This window comes from Paenibacillus sp. NPDC057967 (genome assembly GCF_042887015.1).
GTDB lineage: Bacteria > Bacillota > Bacilli > Paenibacillales > Paenibacillaceae > Pristimantibacillus.
In genome coordinates, this window is sequence record NZ_JBHVQB010000010.1 from 173,227 (window position 1) to 192,649 (window position 19,423).

15 protein-coding genes are annotated in these 19,423 nt (G+C 52.5%); 14 read left to right on the forward strand and 1 reads right to left on the reverse strand.

The annotated features are described in order from the left end of the window. The first annotated feature begins 15 nt into the window (after window positions 1-15). From prfB to argH, 9 genes are all read left to right on the forward strand, one after another. Window positions 16-1,126, forward strand: a protein-coding gene (gene prfB / locus ACFVSO_RS24535; protein ID WP_387478828.1) for a peptide chain release factor 2 whose coding sequence is annotated in 2 segments (ribosomal slippage) — window positions 16-87 and window positions 89-1,126 — 1,110 coding nt in all. Because the reading frame shifts where the segments join, the coding sequence is not laid out codon by codon here. 107 nt (window positions 1,127-1,233) lie between these two features. Next, window positions 1,234-2,106, forward strand: coding sequence for a YitT family protein (locus ACFVSO_RS24540; RefSeq protein WP_387478907.1), 873 nt, complete (start codon window positions 1,234-1,236; stop codon window positions 2,104-2,106). 359 nt (window positions 2,107-2,465) lie between these two features. Next, window positions 2,466-3,515 (forward strand): N-acetyl-gamma-glutamyl-phosphate reductase, encoded by a 1,050-nt coding sequence (gene argC, locus ACFVSO_RS24545; RefSeq protein WP_387478910.1) that lies wholly within the window; start codon window positions 2,466-2,468, stop codon window positions 3,513-3,515. Window positions 3,516-3,552: 37 nt separating this feature from the next. After that, the gene (argJ, locus tag ACFVSO_RS24550) at window positions 3,553-4,794 is read left to right on the forward strand and encodes a bifunctional ornithine acetyltransferase/N-acetylglutamate synthase (RefSeq protein ID WP_387478830.1); all 1,242 of its coding nucleotides are present in this window, start codon (window positions 3,553-3,555) and stop codon (window positions 4,792-4,794) included. Between the two features lie 38 nt (window positions 4,795-4,832). Further along, on the forward strand, window positions 4,833-5,636 hold the full coding sequence (gene argB / locus ACFVSO_RS24555; protein WP_387478832.1) for an acetylglutamate kinase: 804 nt from the start codon (window positions 4,833-4,835) through the stop codon (window positions 5,634-5,636). A 6-nt stretch (window positions 5,637-5,642) separates the two neighbouring features. Then, the gene (locus ACFVSO_RS24560) at window positions 5,643-6,830 is read left to right on the forward strand and encodes an acetylornithine transaminase (RefSeq protein ID WP_387478834.1); all 1,188 of its coding nucleotides are present in this window, start codon (window positions 5,643-5,645) and stop codon (window positions 6,828-6,830) included. 351 nt (window positions 6,831-7,181) lie between these two features. Then, on the forward strand, window positions 7,182-8,138 hold the full coding sequence (argF, locus tag ACFVSO_RS24565) for an ornithine carbamoyltransferase (RefSeq protein ID WP_387478837.1): 957 nt from the start codon (window positions 7,182-7,184) through the stop codon (window positions 8,136-8,138). 42 nt (window positions 8,139-8,180) lie between these two features. After that, window positions 8,181-9,416 carry an argininosuccinate synthase gene (locus tag ACFVSO_RS24570; protein WP_387478840.1) on the forward strand — a complete coding sequence of 412 codons (1,236 nt, stop codon included), beginning with the start codon at window positions 8,181-8,183 and terminating at the stop codon, window positions 9,414-9,416. Between the two features lie 161 nt (window positions 9,417-9,577). Then, complete coding sequence (gene argH / locus ACFVSO_RS24575) at window positions 9,578-10,993, forward strand: argininosuccinate lyase (protein WP_387478843.1); 1,416 nt, start codon at window positions 9,578-9,580, stop codon at window positions 10,991-10,993. Between the two features lie 631 nt (window positions 10,994-11,624). Here the strand turns inward: argH and ACFVSO_RS24580 are convergent. After that, a complete protein-coding gene (locus ACFVSO_RS24580) occupies window positions 11,625-13,070 on the reverse strand; it encodes a VanW family protein (protein WP_387478846.1) in 1,446 nt (481 codons plus the stop codon). 369 nt (window positions 13,071-13,439) lie between these two features. Between ACFVSO_RS24580 and ftsE the strand changes: the two genes are divergently transcribed. From ftsE to ACFVSO_RS24605, 5 genes are all read left to right on the forward strand, one after another. Further along, window positions 13,440-14,126, forward strand: coding sequence for a cell division ATP-binding protein FtsE (gene ftsE / locus ACFVSO_RS24585; RefSeq protein WP_387478849.1), 687 nt, complete (start codon window positions 13,440-13,442; stop codon window positions 14,124-14,126). Further along, on the forward strand, window positions 14,116-15,033 hold the full coding sequence (gene ftsX / locus ACFVSO_RS24590; protein WP_387478851.1) for a permease-like cell division protein FtsX: 918 nt from the start codon (window positions 14,116-14,118) through the stop codon (window positions 15,031-15,033). The genes ftsE and ftsX overlap by 11 nt, the downstream gene beginning before the upstream one ends. A gap of 15 nt (window positions 15,034-15,048) precedes the next feature. Beyond that, window positions 15,049-16,272, forward strand: a complete 1,224-nt coding sequence (locus ACFVSO_RS24595; RefSeq protein ID WP_387478854.1) for a murein hydrolase activator EnvC family protein — start codon at window positions 15,049-15,051, stop codon at window positions 16,270-16,272. A 164-nt stretch (window positions 16,273-16,436) separates the two neighbouring features. Beyond that, window positions 16,437-17,903, forward strand: coding sequence for a S41 family peptidase (locus ACFVSO_RS24600; RefSeq protein ID WP_387478857.1), 1,467 nt, complete (start codon window positions 16,437-16,439; stop codon window positions 17,901-17,903). A gap of 100 nt (window positions 17,904-18,003) precedes the next feature. Then, complete coding sequence (locus ACFVSO_RS24605) at window positions 18,004-19,302, forward strand: PDZ domain-containing protein (protein WP_387478913.1); 1,299 nt, start codon at window positions 18,004-18,006, stop codon at window positions 19,300-19,302. Window positions 19,303-19,423: the final 121 nt, after the last annotated feature.

A 19,423-nucleotide genomic window follows, 5' to 3' on the forward strand; every position in this document is an offset into this window, starting at 1 on the left:
AGGTGAAGCGAAGCCATGATAGACATTACGGTCAAACAGGATTTGCGTGAAATGGCGAAGCGTCTCCAAGAACTTAGGGGGTCTCTTTGACTTAGATCTGAAGCAGGAGATGATCGCCAACTTCGAAGAGAAGATGTCGATGCCCGATTTCTGGGACGACAACGAGCGGGCGCAAGCACTCATTTCCGAACTGAACGCGGTCAAGTCGGTCGTAGAGAAATATGCGAAGCTGAATAACGATCATGAAGAGCTACAGATGATGCTGGAGCTGGCCGAGGAAGAGAATGACGAGTCCATGGAGCAGGAGCTAAGCGAAGGTGTCGAGCAGCTGCTGGGCCGGGTAAGCGACTTCGAATTGCAGCTTCTGCTGAATCAGCCTCATGACAAGCTGAACGCTATCGTAGAGCTGCATCCGGGCGCGGGCGGCACAGAGTCCCAGGATTGGGGCATGATGCTGTACCGGATGTATACGCGCTGGGCTGAGAAGCGGGGCTTCAAGGTCGAGGTGCTGGATTATCATGACGGAGATGAGGCTGGTATTAAAAGCGTCACGATGCTGATCAAAGGTTATAACGCATACGGATATTTGAAGGCTGAGAAGGGCGTGCATCGTCTTGTGCGCATCTCGCCGTTCGATTCCGCGGGACGCAGGCATACCTCCTTCGCCTCCTGCGACGTCATGCCGGAGATCGACGATACCATCGAAATCGAGATTCGGTCGGAAGATCTGAAGGTCGATACGTACCGCGCAAGCGGCGCCGGCGGACAGCATGTCAATAAGACAGAGTCGGCGATCCGGATTACGCATATGCCGACAGGCGTCGTCGTTGCTTGTCAGCAAGAGCGCTCACAGATTGCGAACCGTGATCGGGCGATGAAGATGCTGAGGTCGAAGCTCTACGAACGGAAGATCGAGGAGCAGATGAAAGAACTGGCCGAGATTCGCGGTGTGCAATCGGACATCGCGTGGGGCAGCCAGATTCGTTCTTACGTATTCCATCCCTATAGCATGGTCAAAGATCACCGCACCTCGGTAGAGACCGGTAATGTAGGCGCCGTAATGGACGGCGACCTGGATGCGTTCATTGACGGATACTTGCGTAACCAGATTCGTCACGACGCATAATGAAAGATACACGTTTTGCATAGCATAGAGGAAGAGTTCCAACACTGTAATGGTGAGGGAACTCTTCTTTTTGGAATAAGGAGATGATACGAGTGGAAGTGGGAAAGATGAGACGCGGTGACCTGGTAAAGCGAAGAAATCCGCAAGCGCAAATCGTATGGAACATTATGCAGTTATTGCTTGGGGCAATGATTGTAGCGCTGAGCTTCAACATGTTTTTGGTGCCTAACGGCATTGCATCCGGAGGTGTGTCGGGTATTTCGATTTTGGTGCAGAAGCTGACCGGTATTATTCCAGCGTTAACGCAATGGGCGATTAATATTCCGTTGTTCATTGGAGGTCTGCTGCTGCTCGGACGGAAGTTTGGCGCCAAGACGCTGCTCGGCACATTATTGCTTCCGTTATTCGTCTTGTTGACGGCTTCTGTGCCCGCACCGACAGATAATCCGATCCTGGCTGCCATCTACGGCGGCATCGGGGTTGGCCTCGGCCTTGGACTGGTATTTCGCGGCGGCGGTTCTACAGGGGGCCTCGACTTAGCAGCTCAACTGCTGCATCGGTTTACCGGCTTGCCATATAGCTTGGCTGTTGTCTGCTTCGATGGCTGCGTCATTATCGCCGCCGGATTTGTCTTTTCGCCGGAAACGTCGCTTTACGCGTTGATCGGATTATTTGTAACCAGCAAGACGATCGATTTTGTGCAAAATGGCCTTCAGCTCTCCAAGGTAGCGTTCATTATCAGTGAGCATACGGAAGAGGTGGCGCAAGCTATTCTTCACGATTTGGACCGCGGCCTAACTCGCTTGGACGGTCATGGCGGATACACCGGCGCAGGACGCACCGTACTGATGGTCGTTGTTGGACAGAACGAGGTATCTAAATTGAAGCAGCTGGTCAGATCTATTGATTCAGGCGCTTTTGTCATTATTAGCAATACGGCTGAGGTGCTTGGGCAAGGTTTCAAGCTGGAAAATAGCTAAGGAACAACGCTGGCCCGAGCGTCGTGATGATTAAAGCGTTTGCCTTGTTTTCTGGCAGAAAAAGACGGCGAATTGGCGTTGTATTAATATTAGCATGACTGTATAATAATACACAACGAACTTATATTTCCACGAACTTCTGAATGATGTACAATAAGAAGTTGTAGATAAAAAACGAGGCTTTTCCTAGAGTACGGACGAATTTTCATTCGGAACGACATGAGAAAAGCGCTATACATAAAGCCGAAGCCCGTGCGATTGTGCCGGAGAATCGGCTTGCCAAGATTAGAGCCGCATTCTGAAGCTGACGGGGTCATCCGTCGATCCAGCAGCGGTTCGCAAGTGGGGAGAGATGCATGATGGGCAAGAAGATAGGTGTGGCAATTGTTGGTTCTACCGGTTATGGCGGGGTGGAATTGATGCGTCTGTTGGAGTCGCATCCCTATGCGGAAGTGACGTCAGTCATTTCGTCCTCCAGCGCGGGAACGCCGATTGCGGAAGGATATCCGCATCTGACCGGCATTCGTGAAGAACTGCTGGACGGCGTGGATGCGCAGGCAATCAAAGCTAAGGCGGACGTCGTATTTCTGGCTACGCCTGCGGGTGTGGCATCCAAGCTGGCTCCTGAGTATTTGGAAGCCGGTCTGAAAGTGATTGATTTGTCCGGCGACTTCCGTCTCAAGTCTCCTGCGCTGTACGAGCAATGGTACAAGAAACCTGCTGCAGATGAGGCGTATTTACAGAAGGCGGTATTCGGTCTGGCGGAGATCTACGGCGAGAACGTGAGAGGCGCCGATTTTATCTCCAATCCGGGCTGTTATCCGACAGCAACGCTGCTTGGACTCGTACCGGCGATCAAAGCGGGCTTTATCGATCCGGCATCGATTATTATCGATGCGAAGTCTGGCGTCTCCGGCGCAGGCCGCGGGGCATCTCTGGGCACGCATTATTCGGAATTGAACGAGAATTTCAAGGCTTACAAGGTCAACCAACATCAGCATGTGCCTGAGATCGAGATGGTGCTGTCCGATGCGGCAGGTATGCCTATTGTGACGACGTTCACGACTCATCTTGTGCCAATGACGCGCGGCATTATGTCGACGATGTATGCAACCGTTAAGGATAATAGGAGCCTTGGCGATTTTATCGAATTGTATAAAGAGTACTATGAGGGCCGCCGTTTCGTACGTATTCGTCCGGAAGGACAATGGCCAGGAACGAAGGAAGTATGGGGCTCCAATTATTGCGATATCGGCTTTGCGGTGGATGCGCGTACGAACCGGGTTACGATTATTTCTGTTATCGACAATCTGGTGAAGGGCGCGGCAGGCCAAGCCATTCAGAACTTAAATCTTTTGATGGGCTGGGATGAGACGTCAGGTCTCCAATTTGTTCCTGCTTATCCGTAATCATATTTCATTTCATAAGAGGGAGAAACGATTCACGATGGGACAGGACACTGCGTCAACTCCGTTCAAAGTGGTAGCGGATGGCTCGATTACGACGCCTAAGGGATTCCGGGCCGGAGGACTTCATTGCGGTTTGAAAAAAACAACACGCCACGATCTGGGAGCGATCGTCTGCGAAGTGCCAGCAACGGCGGCGGGCGTCTATACGACGAATGTATTCCAGGCGGCTCCTTTGCAAGTGACAAGAGAAAGCATCGCAGCGGAAGGCCTGCTGCAGGCGGTGCTCGTTAATAGCGGCAATGCCAACGCTTGTACTGGCGAGCAAGGCGATGCAGACGCCTATGAGATGCGTGCCAGATTCGCTGAAGCGATAGGCGTTCCGGTTGACCATGTAGCGGTAGCGTCAACGGGCGTAATCGGCGAAAATTTGAAGATGGACAAAGTCCGCAGCGGCATTGACGCTTTGCCTTCCCAGCTGGATGGCGGGCAGCCGGGCGCGGACGGCTTCTGCCAAGCGATTCTGACGACCGATTTGGTGCAGAAGATGGTATGCGTGGAGCTAGAGCTTGATGGCAAAACCGTAACAGTTGCAGGCGCTGCCAAAGGCTCAGGCATGATCCATCCCAATATGGCGACGATGCTCGGCTTTGTGACGACCGACGCGAAGATTGGGAGCGAAGCGCTGCAGACTCTTCTTCGCCAGGCGACGAACTATACATTTAATATGATTACGGTTGATGGCGATACAAGCACGAACGATATGCTGGTCGCTATGGCGAGCGGACTGGTGGACCATGCCGAGCTTACGCCTGCGCATGAAGGCTGGGCGGCATTCGCTGCCGCGCTGCGTTATGTATGCGAAGTGTTGGCCAAAGCGATCGCGAGAGACGGAGAAGGCGCGACGAAGCTTGTTGAGGTTCAAGTGCACGGGGCGGTCAGCGACGATTCGGCTGCTGCGATTGCCAAGACGGTGATCGGCTCCTCCTTGGTGAAGTCGGCTGTATTCGGAGCCGATGCCAACTGGGGCCGCATCATTGCGGCGGTTGGCCGTGCGGGACAGCCGGTTAACCCGGCTACGGTCGACATCCGCCTGGGCGACATCGTGACCCTTCAGCAATCCCGTCCGGTGGCATTCGACGAGGAAGTGGCACTGGAATATTTGAAGGGCGATACCGTTGTAATCGTTGTCGATCTTCATAATGGGGAAGGCTCTGCGACAGCTTGGGGCTGTGACCTGACCTATGATTACGTCCGCATCAATGCGGCATATCGGACTTAAGGAGCCTGTAAGGCTGCAGGGTGGAGGATGAAGCAATAATGGAACAGCGGTTTGTGATGAAATGCGGCGGAAGCACGCTTGCGGCTTTGCCGGAAGACTTTTTCGGAGAGCTTAGGGAGCTGCAGCAATCCGGCGTGAAACCCGTGATCGTGCATGGCGGCGGACCTGCCATTTCGGAGACGTTAACCAAGCTCGGAATTGAGACAGAATTCGTGAACGGCCTGCGCAAGACTAGCGACGATGTGCTGGATGTCGTGGAGATGGTGCTTGCCGGTCGAATCAATAAAGAAATCGTACGCAAAATCGGAATGAATGGCGCTCAGGCACTGGGCTTGTCGGGTGTGGATGGCGGTTTGATCCAGGCCCGTCCAGTCGCCAACGCGTCGGAAATCGGTTTTGTAGGCGATGTAACGGATGTCGAATCCGGCATTATAGAAGGCATTATGGCAATGGGCTACATTCCGGTTATTGCTCCGATCGGGATCGACGCGAATGGACAGCGCTACAACATTAACGCCGATACAGCTGCGGGAGCGGTCGCTTCCCATTTGGGAGTGGAGCGGATGATTGTTGTCACGGATGTGCCGGGTATCTTGAAGACGGTGAACGGGGAGAAGCAAGTGCTTCCTTCGGTTACAGTGGAAGAGATCGAGGAGATGATTGCAAGCGGTGAAATATACGGCGGCATGATTCCGAAGGTTCGGGCTGCCATTCAGTGCATTCAAGGCCGCGTGCGCGAGGTCGTCATCGTAAGCGGGCAAGAGGCTGGCGTATTGACACGGGCGGTACGCGAAGGCGGAGTCGGAACAAGTATCGTACAAAGCAAGCAAAGGCAGGTGTAATGATAGATGAGCGAGAATAAAACGGCTACGGCTGGAGCCTCATTACTTCCTACATATGCGCGGTATCCCCTCACGCTGGTTAAGGGTGAAGGAAGCTGGCTGTGGGATGACGCGGGCAACCGCTACCTGGACTTTATGAGCGGCATTGCCGTCACCAATCTGGGTCATGCGCCAGCACGTATTAAAGAAGCGTTGGTGCAGCAGTTGGATCAGCTGTGGCATGTGTCCAACCTGTTTCACATTCCGAATCAAGCCGATGCAGCCAAGCTGCTGACGGACAATAGCTGTGGTGACGCCGTATTCTTCTGCAATTCGGGCGCGGAGGCGAACGAAGCGGCGATTAAGCTGGCACGTCGTTATCAGCAATTGGTCCAGAACAACGGACGTTATGAAATCATTACATTTGAACAGTCGTTCCATGGTCGCACGCTGGCGACGCTAACGGCTACAGGTCAAGCGAAAGTGAAGGAAGGTTTTGCTCCGCTGCCGGAAGGCTTCAAGTATATTGCTTATAACGATTTTGCAGCCCTTGAAGCAGCGGTTAGCGACAAGACGGCAGCCATCATGCTGGAGATGGTCCAAGCGGAAGGCGGCATTCATCCGGTTGACCAGACTTATATTCAGCAAGTTGCCGAATTGTGTAAGCGCGAAGGCATTCTGCTCATCGTCGATGAGATTCAGACAGGTATCGGACGCACGGGCAAGCTATTCGCCTACGAGCATTTCGGTATCGAGCCGGACATCTTCACGTTGGCAAAAGGTCTCGGCAGCGGCTTCCCGGTAGGCGCGATGGTCGCGAAGGAAAAGCTGCGTGAAGGCTTCAGCGCAGGCAGTCATGGCTCTACATTCGGCGGTACGCCGATCGCAACTGCGGTCGTGAAGGCGACGCTGGAGACTATCGTCAGCGACAGTCTGTCTGCCAGAGCGGCAGTGCAAGGTGAATATCTCATGTCGCAGCTTCGCGAGAAGCTGGCAGGTGCAAGCTTTGTGAAGGAAGTTCGCGGTCTTGGTCTGCTGGTCGGTATTGAATGTGCAGGGCCGGTAGGGGATGTTATCGCAGATGCTCAGAAGCGTGGTTTGCTCGTTATTACAGCAGGACCGAATGTCGTTCGCTTGCTGCCTAACTTGCTGGTAACTAATGAAGAGATCGATGAAGCTGTATCTATACTGGCGGAGCTTTTGAGCGCTAGATAATTAATTAGTGGATTTATAATATGTCTTTTGAGCCAAGGGAAGCGGAAAGAACCAATTGTTATGGAGAAACGAAGTGTTCGCCTTTGCAGACGGCAGGTTATCTTAGCAACCCAAATTCAAAACCTGCGGGCTGCAACAGCGATCGGAATAATAATTGGTTCTTGTAGCGGTTGTCTTGGCTGATATTATGCTTACGAAGTAAGGTTTGCTCCGCAAACCTCAGCTTATGCTTACGAAGTGGTTTTGCTTACGCAAAACCTAAGTATCGCTTACGAAGTAAGGTTTGCTCCGCAAACCTCAGCTTAGCTTACGAAGTGGTTTTGCTCCGCAAAACCTTTAGGAGGGAACATCATGCAAATAGTGAACGAAGAAATAGCCCATAGCTTGAAAGGGCGCGACTTTTTGATGCTGGTTGATTTTACGAAGGAAGAGCTGCACTACCTGATCAACCTGGCTATCGATCTGAAAAGAAAACAGAAGGCCGGCGAAACCCATCACATTCTGAAGGGCAAGACGCTAGGCATGATTTTTGAGAAATCGTCGACGCGCACGCGCGTTTCATTCGAAGTAGGCATGTACCAGCTCGGCGGACAAGGCTTGTTCCTGAGCAGCAACGATCTGCAAATCGGCCGCGGCGAGACTATCTGGGATACCGCTCAGACACTGTCACGTTACCTGGATGGCATCATGATCCGCACATTCGCGCACCGCAAAGTGGTAGAGCTGGCTAGAGGCGCTACAATTCCGGTCATTAACGGTTTGACTGATCTGTCCCATCCTTGCCAAGCGCTGGCCGACTTCCAGACGATCTATGAGAAGAAGGGCACGCTGGAAGGCCTGAAAATGGCGTACATCGGCGATGGCAACAACATGGCTCACTCGCTTATGATGGGTGCTGCCAAGCTGGGTATGCATATGTCCATTGCAACGCCGGAAGGCTACGAGCCAGACTCTGATCTGGTTAAACAGACGAAAGCGAACGCGGCTGAGACAGGCTCCCGCCTTGTTATCTGCCATGATCCGAAGGAAGCTGTTGCCGATGCGGACATCATTTACACTGATGTATGGGCGAGCATGGGTCAAGAAGCAGAGCAGAAGGAACGCGAGCTTGCTTTTGCGAATTTCCAGGTGAACGACGAGCTGGCGAAATATGCGAAGAAAGACTTCCAATTCATGCACTGTCTTCCTGCGCATCGCGGCGAAGAAGTGAGCGAAAGCGTCATCGACGGCGCACAATCCATTATTTTCGACCAGGCAGAAAACCGTCTCCATGCGCAAAAAGCGATCATGGCGGCGATCATGTCCTAATAGCATAGATACTTTATAAGTGAAGGGATGTAAGAGGAGATCATGGCAAAAGAAAAAATCGTGCTGGCTTACTCCGGAGGCTTGGATACTTCCGTTATTCTGAAATGGCTCAAAGAAACATACGACGCTGAAATTATCGCTTTTACAGCAGATATCGGACAGAAGGATGAACTTGATGGACTGGAAGAAAAAGCGCTGGCAACAGGCGCTTCCAAAGTGTACATCGATGACCTCCGCGCTGAATTTGCAAAAGACTTTATTTATCCGATGTTCCAAGCGGGAACGCTGTATGAGGGACAATACCTGCTCGGCACTTCCATTGCGCGTCCGCTAATCGCGAAACGTATGGTGGATATCGCTCGTGCGGAAGGCGCGACGGCAATCGCTCACGGCGCTACCGGCAAAGGCAACGACCAAGTTCGTTTCGAGCTGACGGCTGCCGCGCTGGCGCCAGAGATCGGCGTTATCGCTCCATGGAGACTGGAAGCATTCCGCGAGCAATTCCCTGGACGCGCCGAGATGATCGCTTATGCCGAGAAGCATGGCATTCCGGTTACAGCATCGGCTGCGAAGCCGTACTCCACAGACCGCAACCTGCTTCATATCAGCTTCGAGAGCGGCATGCTGGAGGACCCTTGGTTCGACCCAAGCGCCGAGAAGAATGAAGACATGTACGTGCTGAGCGTATCGCCTGAGCGTGCGCCAGACCAAGCGGAATATGTGGAATTGACGTTCGAGCAAGGCGACTGCGTTGCCTTGAACGGCGAGGCTATGAGCCCTCTTGAAGTCATGGAGCAACTGAATGAGCTGGGCGGCAAGCATGGCATCGGCCGCGTCGACATGGTTGAGAACCGTTTTGTCGGCATGAAGAGCCGTGGCGTATACGAGACGCCGGGCGGTACGATTCTGTTCACTGCTCATCGTAAAATGGAATCTCTGACAATGGACCGCGAAGTGATGCATCTTCGCGACTCCCTGATCGCGAAATATAGCCAGCTTGTCTACAACGGCTTCTGGTTCGCTCCTGAGCGTATTGCTTTGCAAGCGCTCGTGACAGAATCGCAGAAGAACGTAAGCGGCGTTGTACGCCTCAAGCTGTACAAAGGCAACGTAATCGGTGCTGGCGTGAAGAGCCCGGTCAGCCTGTACAACCCGGACATCGCAACGATGGAAGCCGATCCGTCGCAAGCATACGATCAAGGCGATGCAACAGGCTTCATCCGTCTGAATGCGCTTCGTCTGAAAGTTTCCTCTGGCGTAGAGCAAAGCAAAAACTAATAGCCGGATAAGGGCGGAAGCTTGTGAAGCATGAGCGCCGGGACTGCGCAGCAGTCTTGGCAGAGGACTTAAGGGGATGCGGCCGAACGCTGCTTGCTCCTCGGCCCTCGCATGCTGAACGGCTTCCGTTCCCTTGCATTCGGAAGGGAGTGCTGGATACAGTGAGCAAACTATGGGGCGGTCGTTTTACGAAAAAGACAGACCAGCTGGTAGAAGAATATACAGCTTCGATCATGTTCGACAAAGAGCTGGCCGAGGAAGACATTCAAGGCAGCCTTGCGCATGTCACCATGCTGGGTAAGCAGGGCATCCTGCCTGCTGATGATGTAGAGAAAATCAAGGATGGCCTTCATCGCGTGCTTCAACGCATTAAGCGCGACGATATCGAGTTCTCCATTGGCGACGAAGACATCCATATGAATATCGAAAAAACGCTGATCGACGATGTAGGTTCCGTAGGCGGCAAGCTGCATACAGGCCGCAGCCGCAATGACCAAGTTGCGACAGACATGCACTTGTGGCTTCGCAAACGCGTTGTGGAATTCGTAGATATGCTGCAGAAGCTGCAATTCGCGCTAGTTGAGCAAGCGAAAGCGAATACCGACACGATCCTGCCGGGCTACACGCATTTGCAACGCGCGCAGCCGATCTTGTTCGCTCATCATTTGATGGCGTACGTGTCCATGTTCGGCCGCGATATCGAGCGTTTGCAAGACAGCTACAAACGTATCAACGTATTGCCGCTGGGCGCTGGCGCTTTGGCAGGCACGACATTTCCAATCGATCGCCATTTTGTAGCTCAGCAATTGAAATTCGATCGCGTGTATGAGAATAGCCTGGATGCGGTAAGCGACCGGGACTTCATCTTGGAATTCCTTTCGCATGCCTCCATCATCATGATGCACTTGTCTCGTCTGAGCGAGGAGCTCATCATGTGGTCCAGCACGGAATTCCACTTTGTTGAGTTGGATGATGCGTTCTGCACAGGCAGCAGCATCATGCCGCAGAAGAAGAATCCGGATGTGCCGGAGCTTGTTCGCGGCAAGACAGGCCGTGTCTACGGCAACTTGGTCGGCTTGCTCACCGTGCTGAAGTCGCTTCCGCTTGCTTACAACAAGGATATGCAGGAAGACAAAGAAGGCATGTTCGATACGGTGAAAACGCTGCAAGGCGCGCTTCAATTGTTTGCGCCGATGATTGCTACGATGAAGGTCAATACGGACCGGATGCGCCAAGCGGTCAACCAGGATTTTTCCAATGCAACGGACATCGCCGACTTCCTCGTGGGCAAAGGCATGCCGTTCCGTCAAGCGCATGAAGTAATTGGTAAAACCGTTCTGTATTGCATTGAGCAGAACAAGTATTTGCTGGATCTAAAAATCGAAGAGTTCAAGCAGTTCTCCAGCTTGTTCGACGATCGCATCTATGCGGTGCTTCAACCTGAGCAAGTCGTGAACGCCCGTAACGTGTACGGCGGCACCGCGAAGCAGCAAGTCGAAGCGGCAATCGGCCGTGCCGACGTGGCGCTCGCAGAGACAGCGGCTTGGGTCGTAGAATATTTGGAGCGCAGCAGGTAATAAATGAACAAGATGTCTTGCCGCAATCATAGGCCGTACCCCATTATAGGGTACCGCTGGTATTGGCACGACGTAGACGCATAGAGTGTTACAAGCAACAAAAAAGACGGGGCTTCGGCCTCCGTCTTTTTTTGTTGTTGTCGCGATGATTGAATCTTTGTTGCTGCCAGATACAAGTCGCTTTCACCGACGTGTGCCTCTGACCCGGTCCATCTAAGTCGGCACAACCGACCTAAAGTGTGCGAACATCCTGGCCCGGTCCATCTAAGTCGGCCCAACCGACCTAAAGTGTGCGAACCCCTGGCCCGGTCCATTTAAGTCGGCCCAACCGACCTAAAGTGTGCGAACATCCTGACCTGGTCCAATTAAGTCGGCCCAACCGACCTAAAGTGTGCGAACATCCTGACCCAGTCTAATTAAGTCGACGCAACCGACCTAAAGTGTGCGACCACCCTGACCCGGTCCATCTAAGTCGGCCCAACCGACCTAAAGTGTGCGAACATCCTGACCTGGTCCATCTAAGTCGGCCCAACCGACTTAAAGCTCCCATTTCACTTCATAGCTCCCGTCTAAGTTTTGCCTGTTCCATTCACTCGGGATATCCTATCTAATTTCCAACACCCGTAATCGATCACAGCCCATCCTCAACCAGCGAATCGCCGGGCGACGGCGTAGTTTGCGGAGAAGGAGTTGCGTTAAGCGAGGCCGGACCTGTCTCGATTAGCGTGGGCTGGGCGCGATAGGTGTCTTTGGACACACGCTCGCGTGTGATAACCTTACCGTCCCGCAGATGCGTGCGGTAGGTTTCCACGATATAGCCGGGTTTACCTTTATCCACGACAACCGTTTTTCCAACCGGGAGAGCGGGGTTGACCGATTGCTGCGTTTTCGGAGAGAGGGTATCCAGCGTGACGGATTCGATTTCGTAGCTTTCGTTGCTGGGCATGGTACCGAACAGCTTAATAGTCAGCTTCTTATTTTTCACCGACGTACGGATGAGCAGGCTTTTTCCTGTCGTGTTGCGGAATTTGAAATCTATCGCATCCGTCGCATAGGTCGCATCGTGTCCAAGCGGGAGATAGGCGACAGGCAGTGAATGATTGCGTCTTTCTTCAATGCCGAGTCCCGCACGCAGTATAGCTTGATAGAGGGTGCTGGATACTTGGCAGATGCCTCCGCCGATGCCGGGCACGAATTTGCCGTTGAGTATTACAGGGGCTTCGCGATAGGTATGCTCCTTCTCCGCTTTTGCAATCAGTTCACTATAAGCGAACACTTCGTCCGGCTTCAAATACCAATCGTTCAGCGTCTTCGCTGTAACGCTCACATTATGCGAACGTCCCTCTGCGCTTGAACTGAAGTCGGTCGTAAAGGACATAATGAGCCGATCGATCCCTTCATTCTTCAACTTCTCCAGTGTGATATCGGGATGAATCGTACTTATGGGCAGTTCGGCCACCATGGTGCCAAGATCATCCGTTACTTCTTGCCCGACTTCGTTCTCCTCCAGCAGAACCCATAGATCGGCTTCTTGCACCAGACCAGCCAAGTCTAACCGATAGGCATCAGCATGGGGTGTGTAGATGACTTCGTCCTGCTTTGTGATTTCCCGAGAAGCATTCTGCGGCGAGTTGTTCTCCACCCAGCGCCATTGCTTACGAAGAGCGGACTCGAACGCGCTTTTTTCCCAGCTTTGCGACAGTGCGTAATGGTTAGGGAATTGATAGCGATAGCGAGCGCGTTCCCATAGGCCTCCCTTCTTTAACTGCAATAGGGCGTCCCTTGCCCCGGTGAATTCTGCACGATACCCAAATTCGGATACAAGCCAGCTTCGGCTGTCCTTTGCAACCTGGTTCGCCTGCACGGTAATACTGCGCTTCTCTAATGCTTTCTCATACTTATCCAGCAAGGCGATAGCATCGTCAATGTACATGCCGCCGATTTGCAGCTTGCCTGCGGTCACACCTTCGGGGACCAATTCCTGATTAGCGTACTTCCATACCACGACGAATCCTGCTGCTGCCGCAAACAGCACAACGGCCAACAATCCCCACAACACCCACTGCAGCTTCCTCATGCCAAAGCACCCTTTCCCCGCATTCACACATTCCTACATCCATATGCGATTGTGCATCCCTTCATGCCGCAGGTACCTTCGCGTGCTGGCGAAACAACGAAGGCGGAATTTGCAGCGTTGCACTTGTCTCGCCCATACCGGAAATCAGCTGATTACCAACCGCAGCCAATTCGATCCTGCCCCTCTACCATCATGCTGAGCCCTAAGCTGGCTCTATCAGGTTTACATTAAATGGAGGGAATTGCATCGTATTTCGACAAAGCCTTCGATAATGAGAATCATGAAAAAAGCGGAAAGCTCGCTTGAATTGAAGGAATTAGCCGCAAGCTGTCGAAATACTAAAATTGACTACATACAGGATGTGATACTGTGATCGAAATGCACGACATATGGAAGACGTACGCTGACGGAACGAATGCACTTCGTGGCGTATCTGTTCGAATAGATCGAAATGAGTTTGTTTATGTCGTCGGCCCATCCGGCGCCGGCAAGTCTACATTTATGAAGCTGATTTACCGTGAAGAAGTGCCGACCAAAGGCCAGCTATCGGTAAACGGGTTTAATATCGGCAAGCTGAAGCCTCGCAAAATCCCATATGTCCGAAGAAATATCGGTGTGATCTTTCAGGATTTCAGGCTGCTGCCGAAGCTGACAATATACGAAAATGTCGCTTTTGCGATGGAAGTAATCGAAGCCCCGCGCAGAGTGATTAAGAAACGTACGATGGAAGTGTTGGAGCTTGTCGGATTGAAGCATAAGCATAATTCTTTGCCGTCCCAGCTATCGGGCGGTGAGCAGCAAAGGGTGTCGATTGCCCGGGCAATAGTGAACAATCCGTCGGTAATTGTGGCGGACGAGCCTACCGGGAACTTGGACCCGGAGACTTCGGCAGGGATTATGAACCTGCTGGAGGAGATCAACTTCCGTGGTTCAACGATAATTATGGCGACACACAACAAGGAAATCGTAAACAGCATGCGCAAGCGGGTCATTGCCATAGAGAACGGCCTGATCGTCCGTGACGAGGCGAGAGGGGAGTACGGTTATGAAATTTAGCACAATCTTGCGGCATCTGCGCGAGGGTGCCAAGAACATCATTCGAAATGGCTGGATGTCATTTGCATCAATGAGTTCGATCTTTATCTCGTTGTTTATATTAGGTGTTTTTGTCCTGCTGGCACTGAATGTCAACTCCATGGCGGACCAGATCGAGAGCAGGGTTCAAATAAGAGTGTTCTTACAGACGGATGTGGAGCAAGCCAAGGTTACGGAAGTACAGAACAAAATCGGAAACCTGGAAGAAGTTAGCAAAGTGAAGATCGTATCCAAAGAAGAAGGACTTAAGATCCTCCGCGATGCGATGGGCGTCGAAAACGGGGATTGGCTGGAAGGATACAACAACGAAAACAATCCACTCCCTATTTCTTACACAGTAGAGGTGTATGACCCGCAGTCGGTGGAGACAGTGGCGTTGAAAATTGATGGCATCAACAAAGCGGATGAGACCAGTCCGATTAACCAAATCAAGTATGGGCAAGGCACCATAGAGACTTTGTTTAAAGTGACCAATGCGGTTCGCAATATCGGATTTGTTCTCGTCATCGGCCTTGGCGTAACAGCTATGCTGCTTATTTCCAACACCATTAAGATGACGATTATCGCAAGACGCAGAGAAATCGGCATTATGAAGCTGGTGGGCGCGACGAATGCGTTTATCCGCTGGCCGTTTTTCATCGAGGGGGCATTGATCGGCTTTGTCAGTTCGGTACTGACGACCGCGGCCGTACTCGGCAGCTACGCCCAAATTATTAAGCTCACGAAGCTGGACTTATCACTTATGATGGTCAACCTGATTCCGCTGAAGGAAGCGGGAATGAATGCAGCATTGTTAATTATGGCAATCGGCACATTGATCGGCATTTGGGGCAGCACCATTTCGGTACGAAAGTATTTGAAAGTGTAGGTGAATGGTTCATTTATGAAAAAGATAAGCGCGTTTATCATAGCTGTGACAATACTCGCCGTGTTTGTTCTGCAGCCTTCTGGCGGCAGCGAGGTCAAGGCGGCTTCGCTATCCCAAATCGAGAAGGATATTAAAGCGGCCAACCAGCAAATCAAGGAAGCAGAGCGCAAGGCAGCTAATGCAGCCAAGGATGCAAAAAATGCAGAGGCGCAGAAGCTGACGATATCCTCGAAGAAAGAAACGCTTCAGAGTGAAATCAGTGCCCTGAATAAAGAAATTGACAAAGTTGCCATTGCTTTGACGAAGAAGCAAGGGGAGAAGAAAGCGAAGCAAGAGGAGCTGGTGCAAACCGGCGTAGAGTTGGAGGAGGCTATTATACGGGTTGAGGAGCGCGAGGCGCTTCTTGAGACTCGTATGCGTATGATGTATTCGAACGGTTTTGTATCTTACATGGATGTGCTGTTTAGCGCAACAAGCTTTACGGACTTCCTCGATCGGTTTGATGCCCTGCAGACGATCCTGAGCTCAGACCGCGATATTCTGACTGCTCATAAAAAAGACCAAGCTCTCGTAGAGGAGAAGAAAGCCGATATCGAGGAGCAATATGCGGAGCTGGAGGCGCTCTATCATGAGCTTGAGCTGCAGCAAGCCGATCTGGTCAAGAAGGAAGCAGACAAGGAAGTGCTCGTTGCTTCTTATAATGAAAATTTGACCCAGCTGTCCGAGACGCTTGAAATGCTGGAAGTCATCAGCGAAGAACAGGAGAAGCTGCTCGTGCAGTTGGCGGCGAAGGTATCTAAGCTGAATGCTGAGAAAAACCGCATCAAAAATCCGTATACTGGCGGCAAGCTCGGCATGCCGATCCAAGGCAAAATTCGCGTAACCTCAAGTTTTGGCACTCGGACTCATCCCATCACGGGCAAGAAGCATACGCATACCGGGATTGACTTCGGCGCGCCGCAAGGCACGGCCATCTATGCCGCTGAATCTGGTGTCGTTATCGTATCGCAGCTGTGGAGCGGTTATGGCAACTGTATCATCATCGATCACGGCAACGGGCTATGGACATTGTACGGACATATTCGCAACGGAGGTCTTCTTGTTGACGTAGGCGATCAGATCAAGAAAGGCCAGAAGATCGCTGAAGTCGGCAGCACAGGCAATTCCACCGGACCGCATCTTCACTTTGAAGTACGCAAAAACGAAGTACCGGTCAATCCGAGCGGATATTTGAAATAATAGGCCATCATACAGCAACAGCAAGCGGCAGCCCAGAATTGGGCTGCCCTTATTATTCAAGGCGCATCAAGCTCGAATTGGCATTGCCGCAAATAATTGCCTTCCGCTTGTCATATACTATTGGGGTCATGAAAGCTGGATAACAATGAAGGTGGTGTACCGAGGTGTATTTCAAGGGACGTACGGTTTTTGCTTTTGTCATGGTGACGATAATCGCCTCCGTACTGGTGACGATGACGCTTGCGGATCAATGGATTCGGCATGGAGATCAGCGTCCCGCGTCTGCTGTAGCTGCAGCTGCTGCCGCAGATGAACAGGGCCGCTATCAGTTGAGTGCGGACGAGCTTGCCAAGCTGAATGCGGTGCTGGAGTTAATTGAGTCCAAATATTACGAGGATGTCGAGCGCGAGGAATTGCTGGATGGCGCAGTCAGCGGAATGATGAAAGCGCTGGATGATCCGTATTCTGTCTATATGGAGAAGGAAGTTGCACAGCATTTCTCGGAATCGATTGAAGGCTCTTTTACCGGAATTGGTGCGGAAGTGACAACGGAGGATGGGAAGATCATCGTCGTATCTCCGATTAAAGGCTCGCCTGCCGAACGTTCAGGCCTGCTTGCCAAAGACGTGCTGATCTCAGTCAATGGCGTCAGCTTAAACGGTTTGAACCTGCAGGAAGCTGTCACTAAGATTCGCGGCCCGAAGGGAACGAAAGCGAAAATCGTTGTACAGCGCAGCGGCTTCTCGGAGCCAATTCAGCTGGTGCTCATTCGCGATGATATCGATGTGGAGACCGTCCACGGTACAATGAGACCGGACGGGATTGGCGTAATCGAAATTCGCCAGTTTTCGCTCAATACTGCTAAACGGTTCAAGGATGAGCTGGAGAAGCTGGAGGGCGAAGGGATGAAAGGCCTGGTCCTGGACGTGCGGAATAATCCAGGCGGCGTTCTTCCTATTGTCGTCGAAATCTCGCAGCTGATGATGAAAGAAGGCTCCACCGTCGTTCAGGTCGAATACCGGGACGGGAAGCGGGAGAAGACGCAGGCCAAGGGCGGCTCACAGAAAGACTACCCGATTGCCGTGCTTACCAACAAAGGGAGCGCCAGTGCCTCGGAGATCCTAGCAGGCGCATTGCAGGAGGCGGCCGGAGCAACGGTTATTGGTGAGCAGTCCTTCGGCAAAGGAACGGTTCAGGTCAGCTATAACAAAGCACTTGGCGATGGAAGCCTGCTTAAGATGACGATTGCGAAGTGGCTAACGCCTGACGGCAACTGGATTCACAAGAAGGGCATCACTCCGAATCAGATCGTCGAGCCGCCGGATATGTATACGGTCGCCAGAATGAATGTGCTTGAGCCGCTGAAGGCCGACAGCCTGAGCGAGCAGGTTCGCAGTGCTCAGATCATGCTCCACGGACTTGGATTTGACCCTTCACGCGAGGACGGCTACTTCGACGAAGAGACCGTTGAGGCTGTGAAAAAGTTTCAGACGCAGCATCAGCTTCCGGTGACCGGAGAGATTGATGCCAAGACTGCGGCGCTGCTGGAGCAGGCCGTTGTGAAGTGGATTCAAAATAAAGATAACGACGTACAGCTTCTGGAAGCGGTAAAGTCTGTCAGCAGGAAATAGGCTAGCAGGTGTCGAATAAATACAAGGTTGGCTTCGCGTAGTCGGGGCCAGCCTTTTTCATTGGAAATCGGACAGATTGGGGAGTGTTCGCTTGGAGACGGTGCTGGCTATGCTGCAATTGCTTGCGGAATCCGCTTTGCAACTGCTGATACAACCTTTTTATTATATAGCGGTATTATTTATCATCTTGCAATATAGTAGGCAAATGAGAATGGAACGGCAGCTATTCGCGGTCAAGCTTCATAGCTGGATTAATCTGACCGCAAAGGCGGTGCTGACTGGATTATTGGCAGGACTTGCGGTATCGGTCACAGGAGCGTTCATAGGCTCTACGCTTACACCTTCCGCTGTTCTCTGGTTATGGGCGGTTGCAGCGGTACTGATGCTGATTCGCATCCGATATCTTTGTTTTGCTTATAGCGCGGGTATCATTACGCTCTTGCAATGGGGCTTCTCTTTCACTCCGCTTGCGGAACGGACGGACTGGATCGGCAATATGGCCGCCTCGCTTGCTCGCGTAGACGCAGCAGGATTGCTGCTGCTTGTGGCTCTGCTGCATCTTGCGGAAGCGATACTGGTCAGGCTGCAAGGCAACCGGCTGTCAACGCCGCTCTTCCTTGAGGGCAAACGCGGCAAGCTGGTTGGCGGCTATTTGCTCCAAGGCTTCTGGCCTGTGCCGCTATTCCTGCTCGTTCCGGTAACCGATTCGGTAAGCGGCAGCGTCTCGACTACGAGCCTGCCCTGGATGCCGCTCTTCGGCGCGGATTGGTCGCAGGGCTGGACATTTGTCGCGCTGCCGATGATTATCGGCTTTACGGAGATGACGCGGACGATGCTGCCGCAGGTCAAGGCCAGACATGCCGCACAGGGGCTTCTCATCTACAGCCTCCTTCTGGCTGGAGCGGCGATTGCAGCCTGGTGGCAGCCTGCCTTGCTGCCGCTTGCGGCGGCCGCATCCATCTTGCTGCATGAGGCGATCGTCTGGCGGAGCAGGCTCGCTGAGTCGAAGCGAACGCCGTTGTACGTGCATGACGCGCGCGGGCTGCGCATTCTCGGTGTTGTGCCGGGGACGCCAGCTGAAGCAATGGGCCTTATGGCTGGCGAGATTCTGCATAAGGTGAACGGGACGCACGTGCTCACCAAGGAAGAGCTGTATAGCGCGCTTGCGATTAACTCTGCATTCTGCAAGCTGGAGATTTATAATATCGAAGGTGAGCTGAAGTTTGCCCAGCGGGCCAGATTTGCCGGCGAACATCATCAGTTAGGGGTCATTCTGGCACCGGATGAGCAGGCGAATTATTATGCCGCGACCGGACCGGCTTCGATTGTTGGACTGCTTCGCGGCATGAGGGCGGCGAATCGCAGAGGCAAGGGCGAGGCACGCGAAAACAATATGTAAGCAGAAAGATGTAACAGGGCTGTTCGTGAGGGTGCGGGCAGCCCTGTTGTTGTTTCCGGCAACTGGAAGAAGCAAATTGGAAAAAACGTGAGATCATGCGTTGCGCGAATAAAAGGTAAGA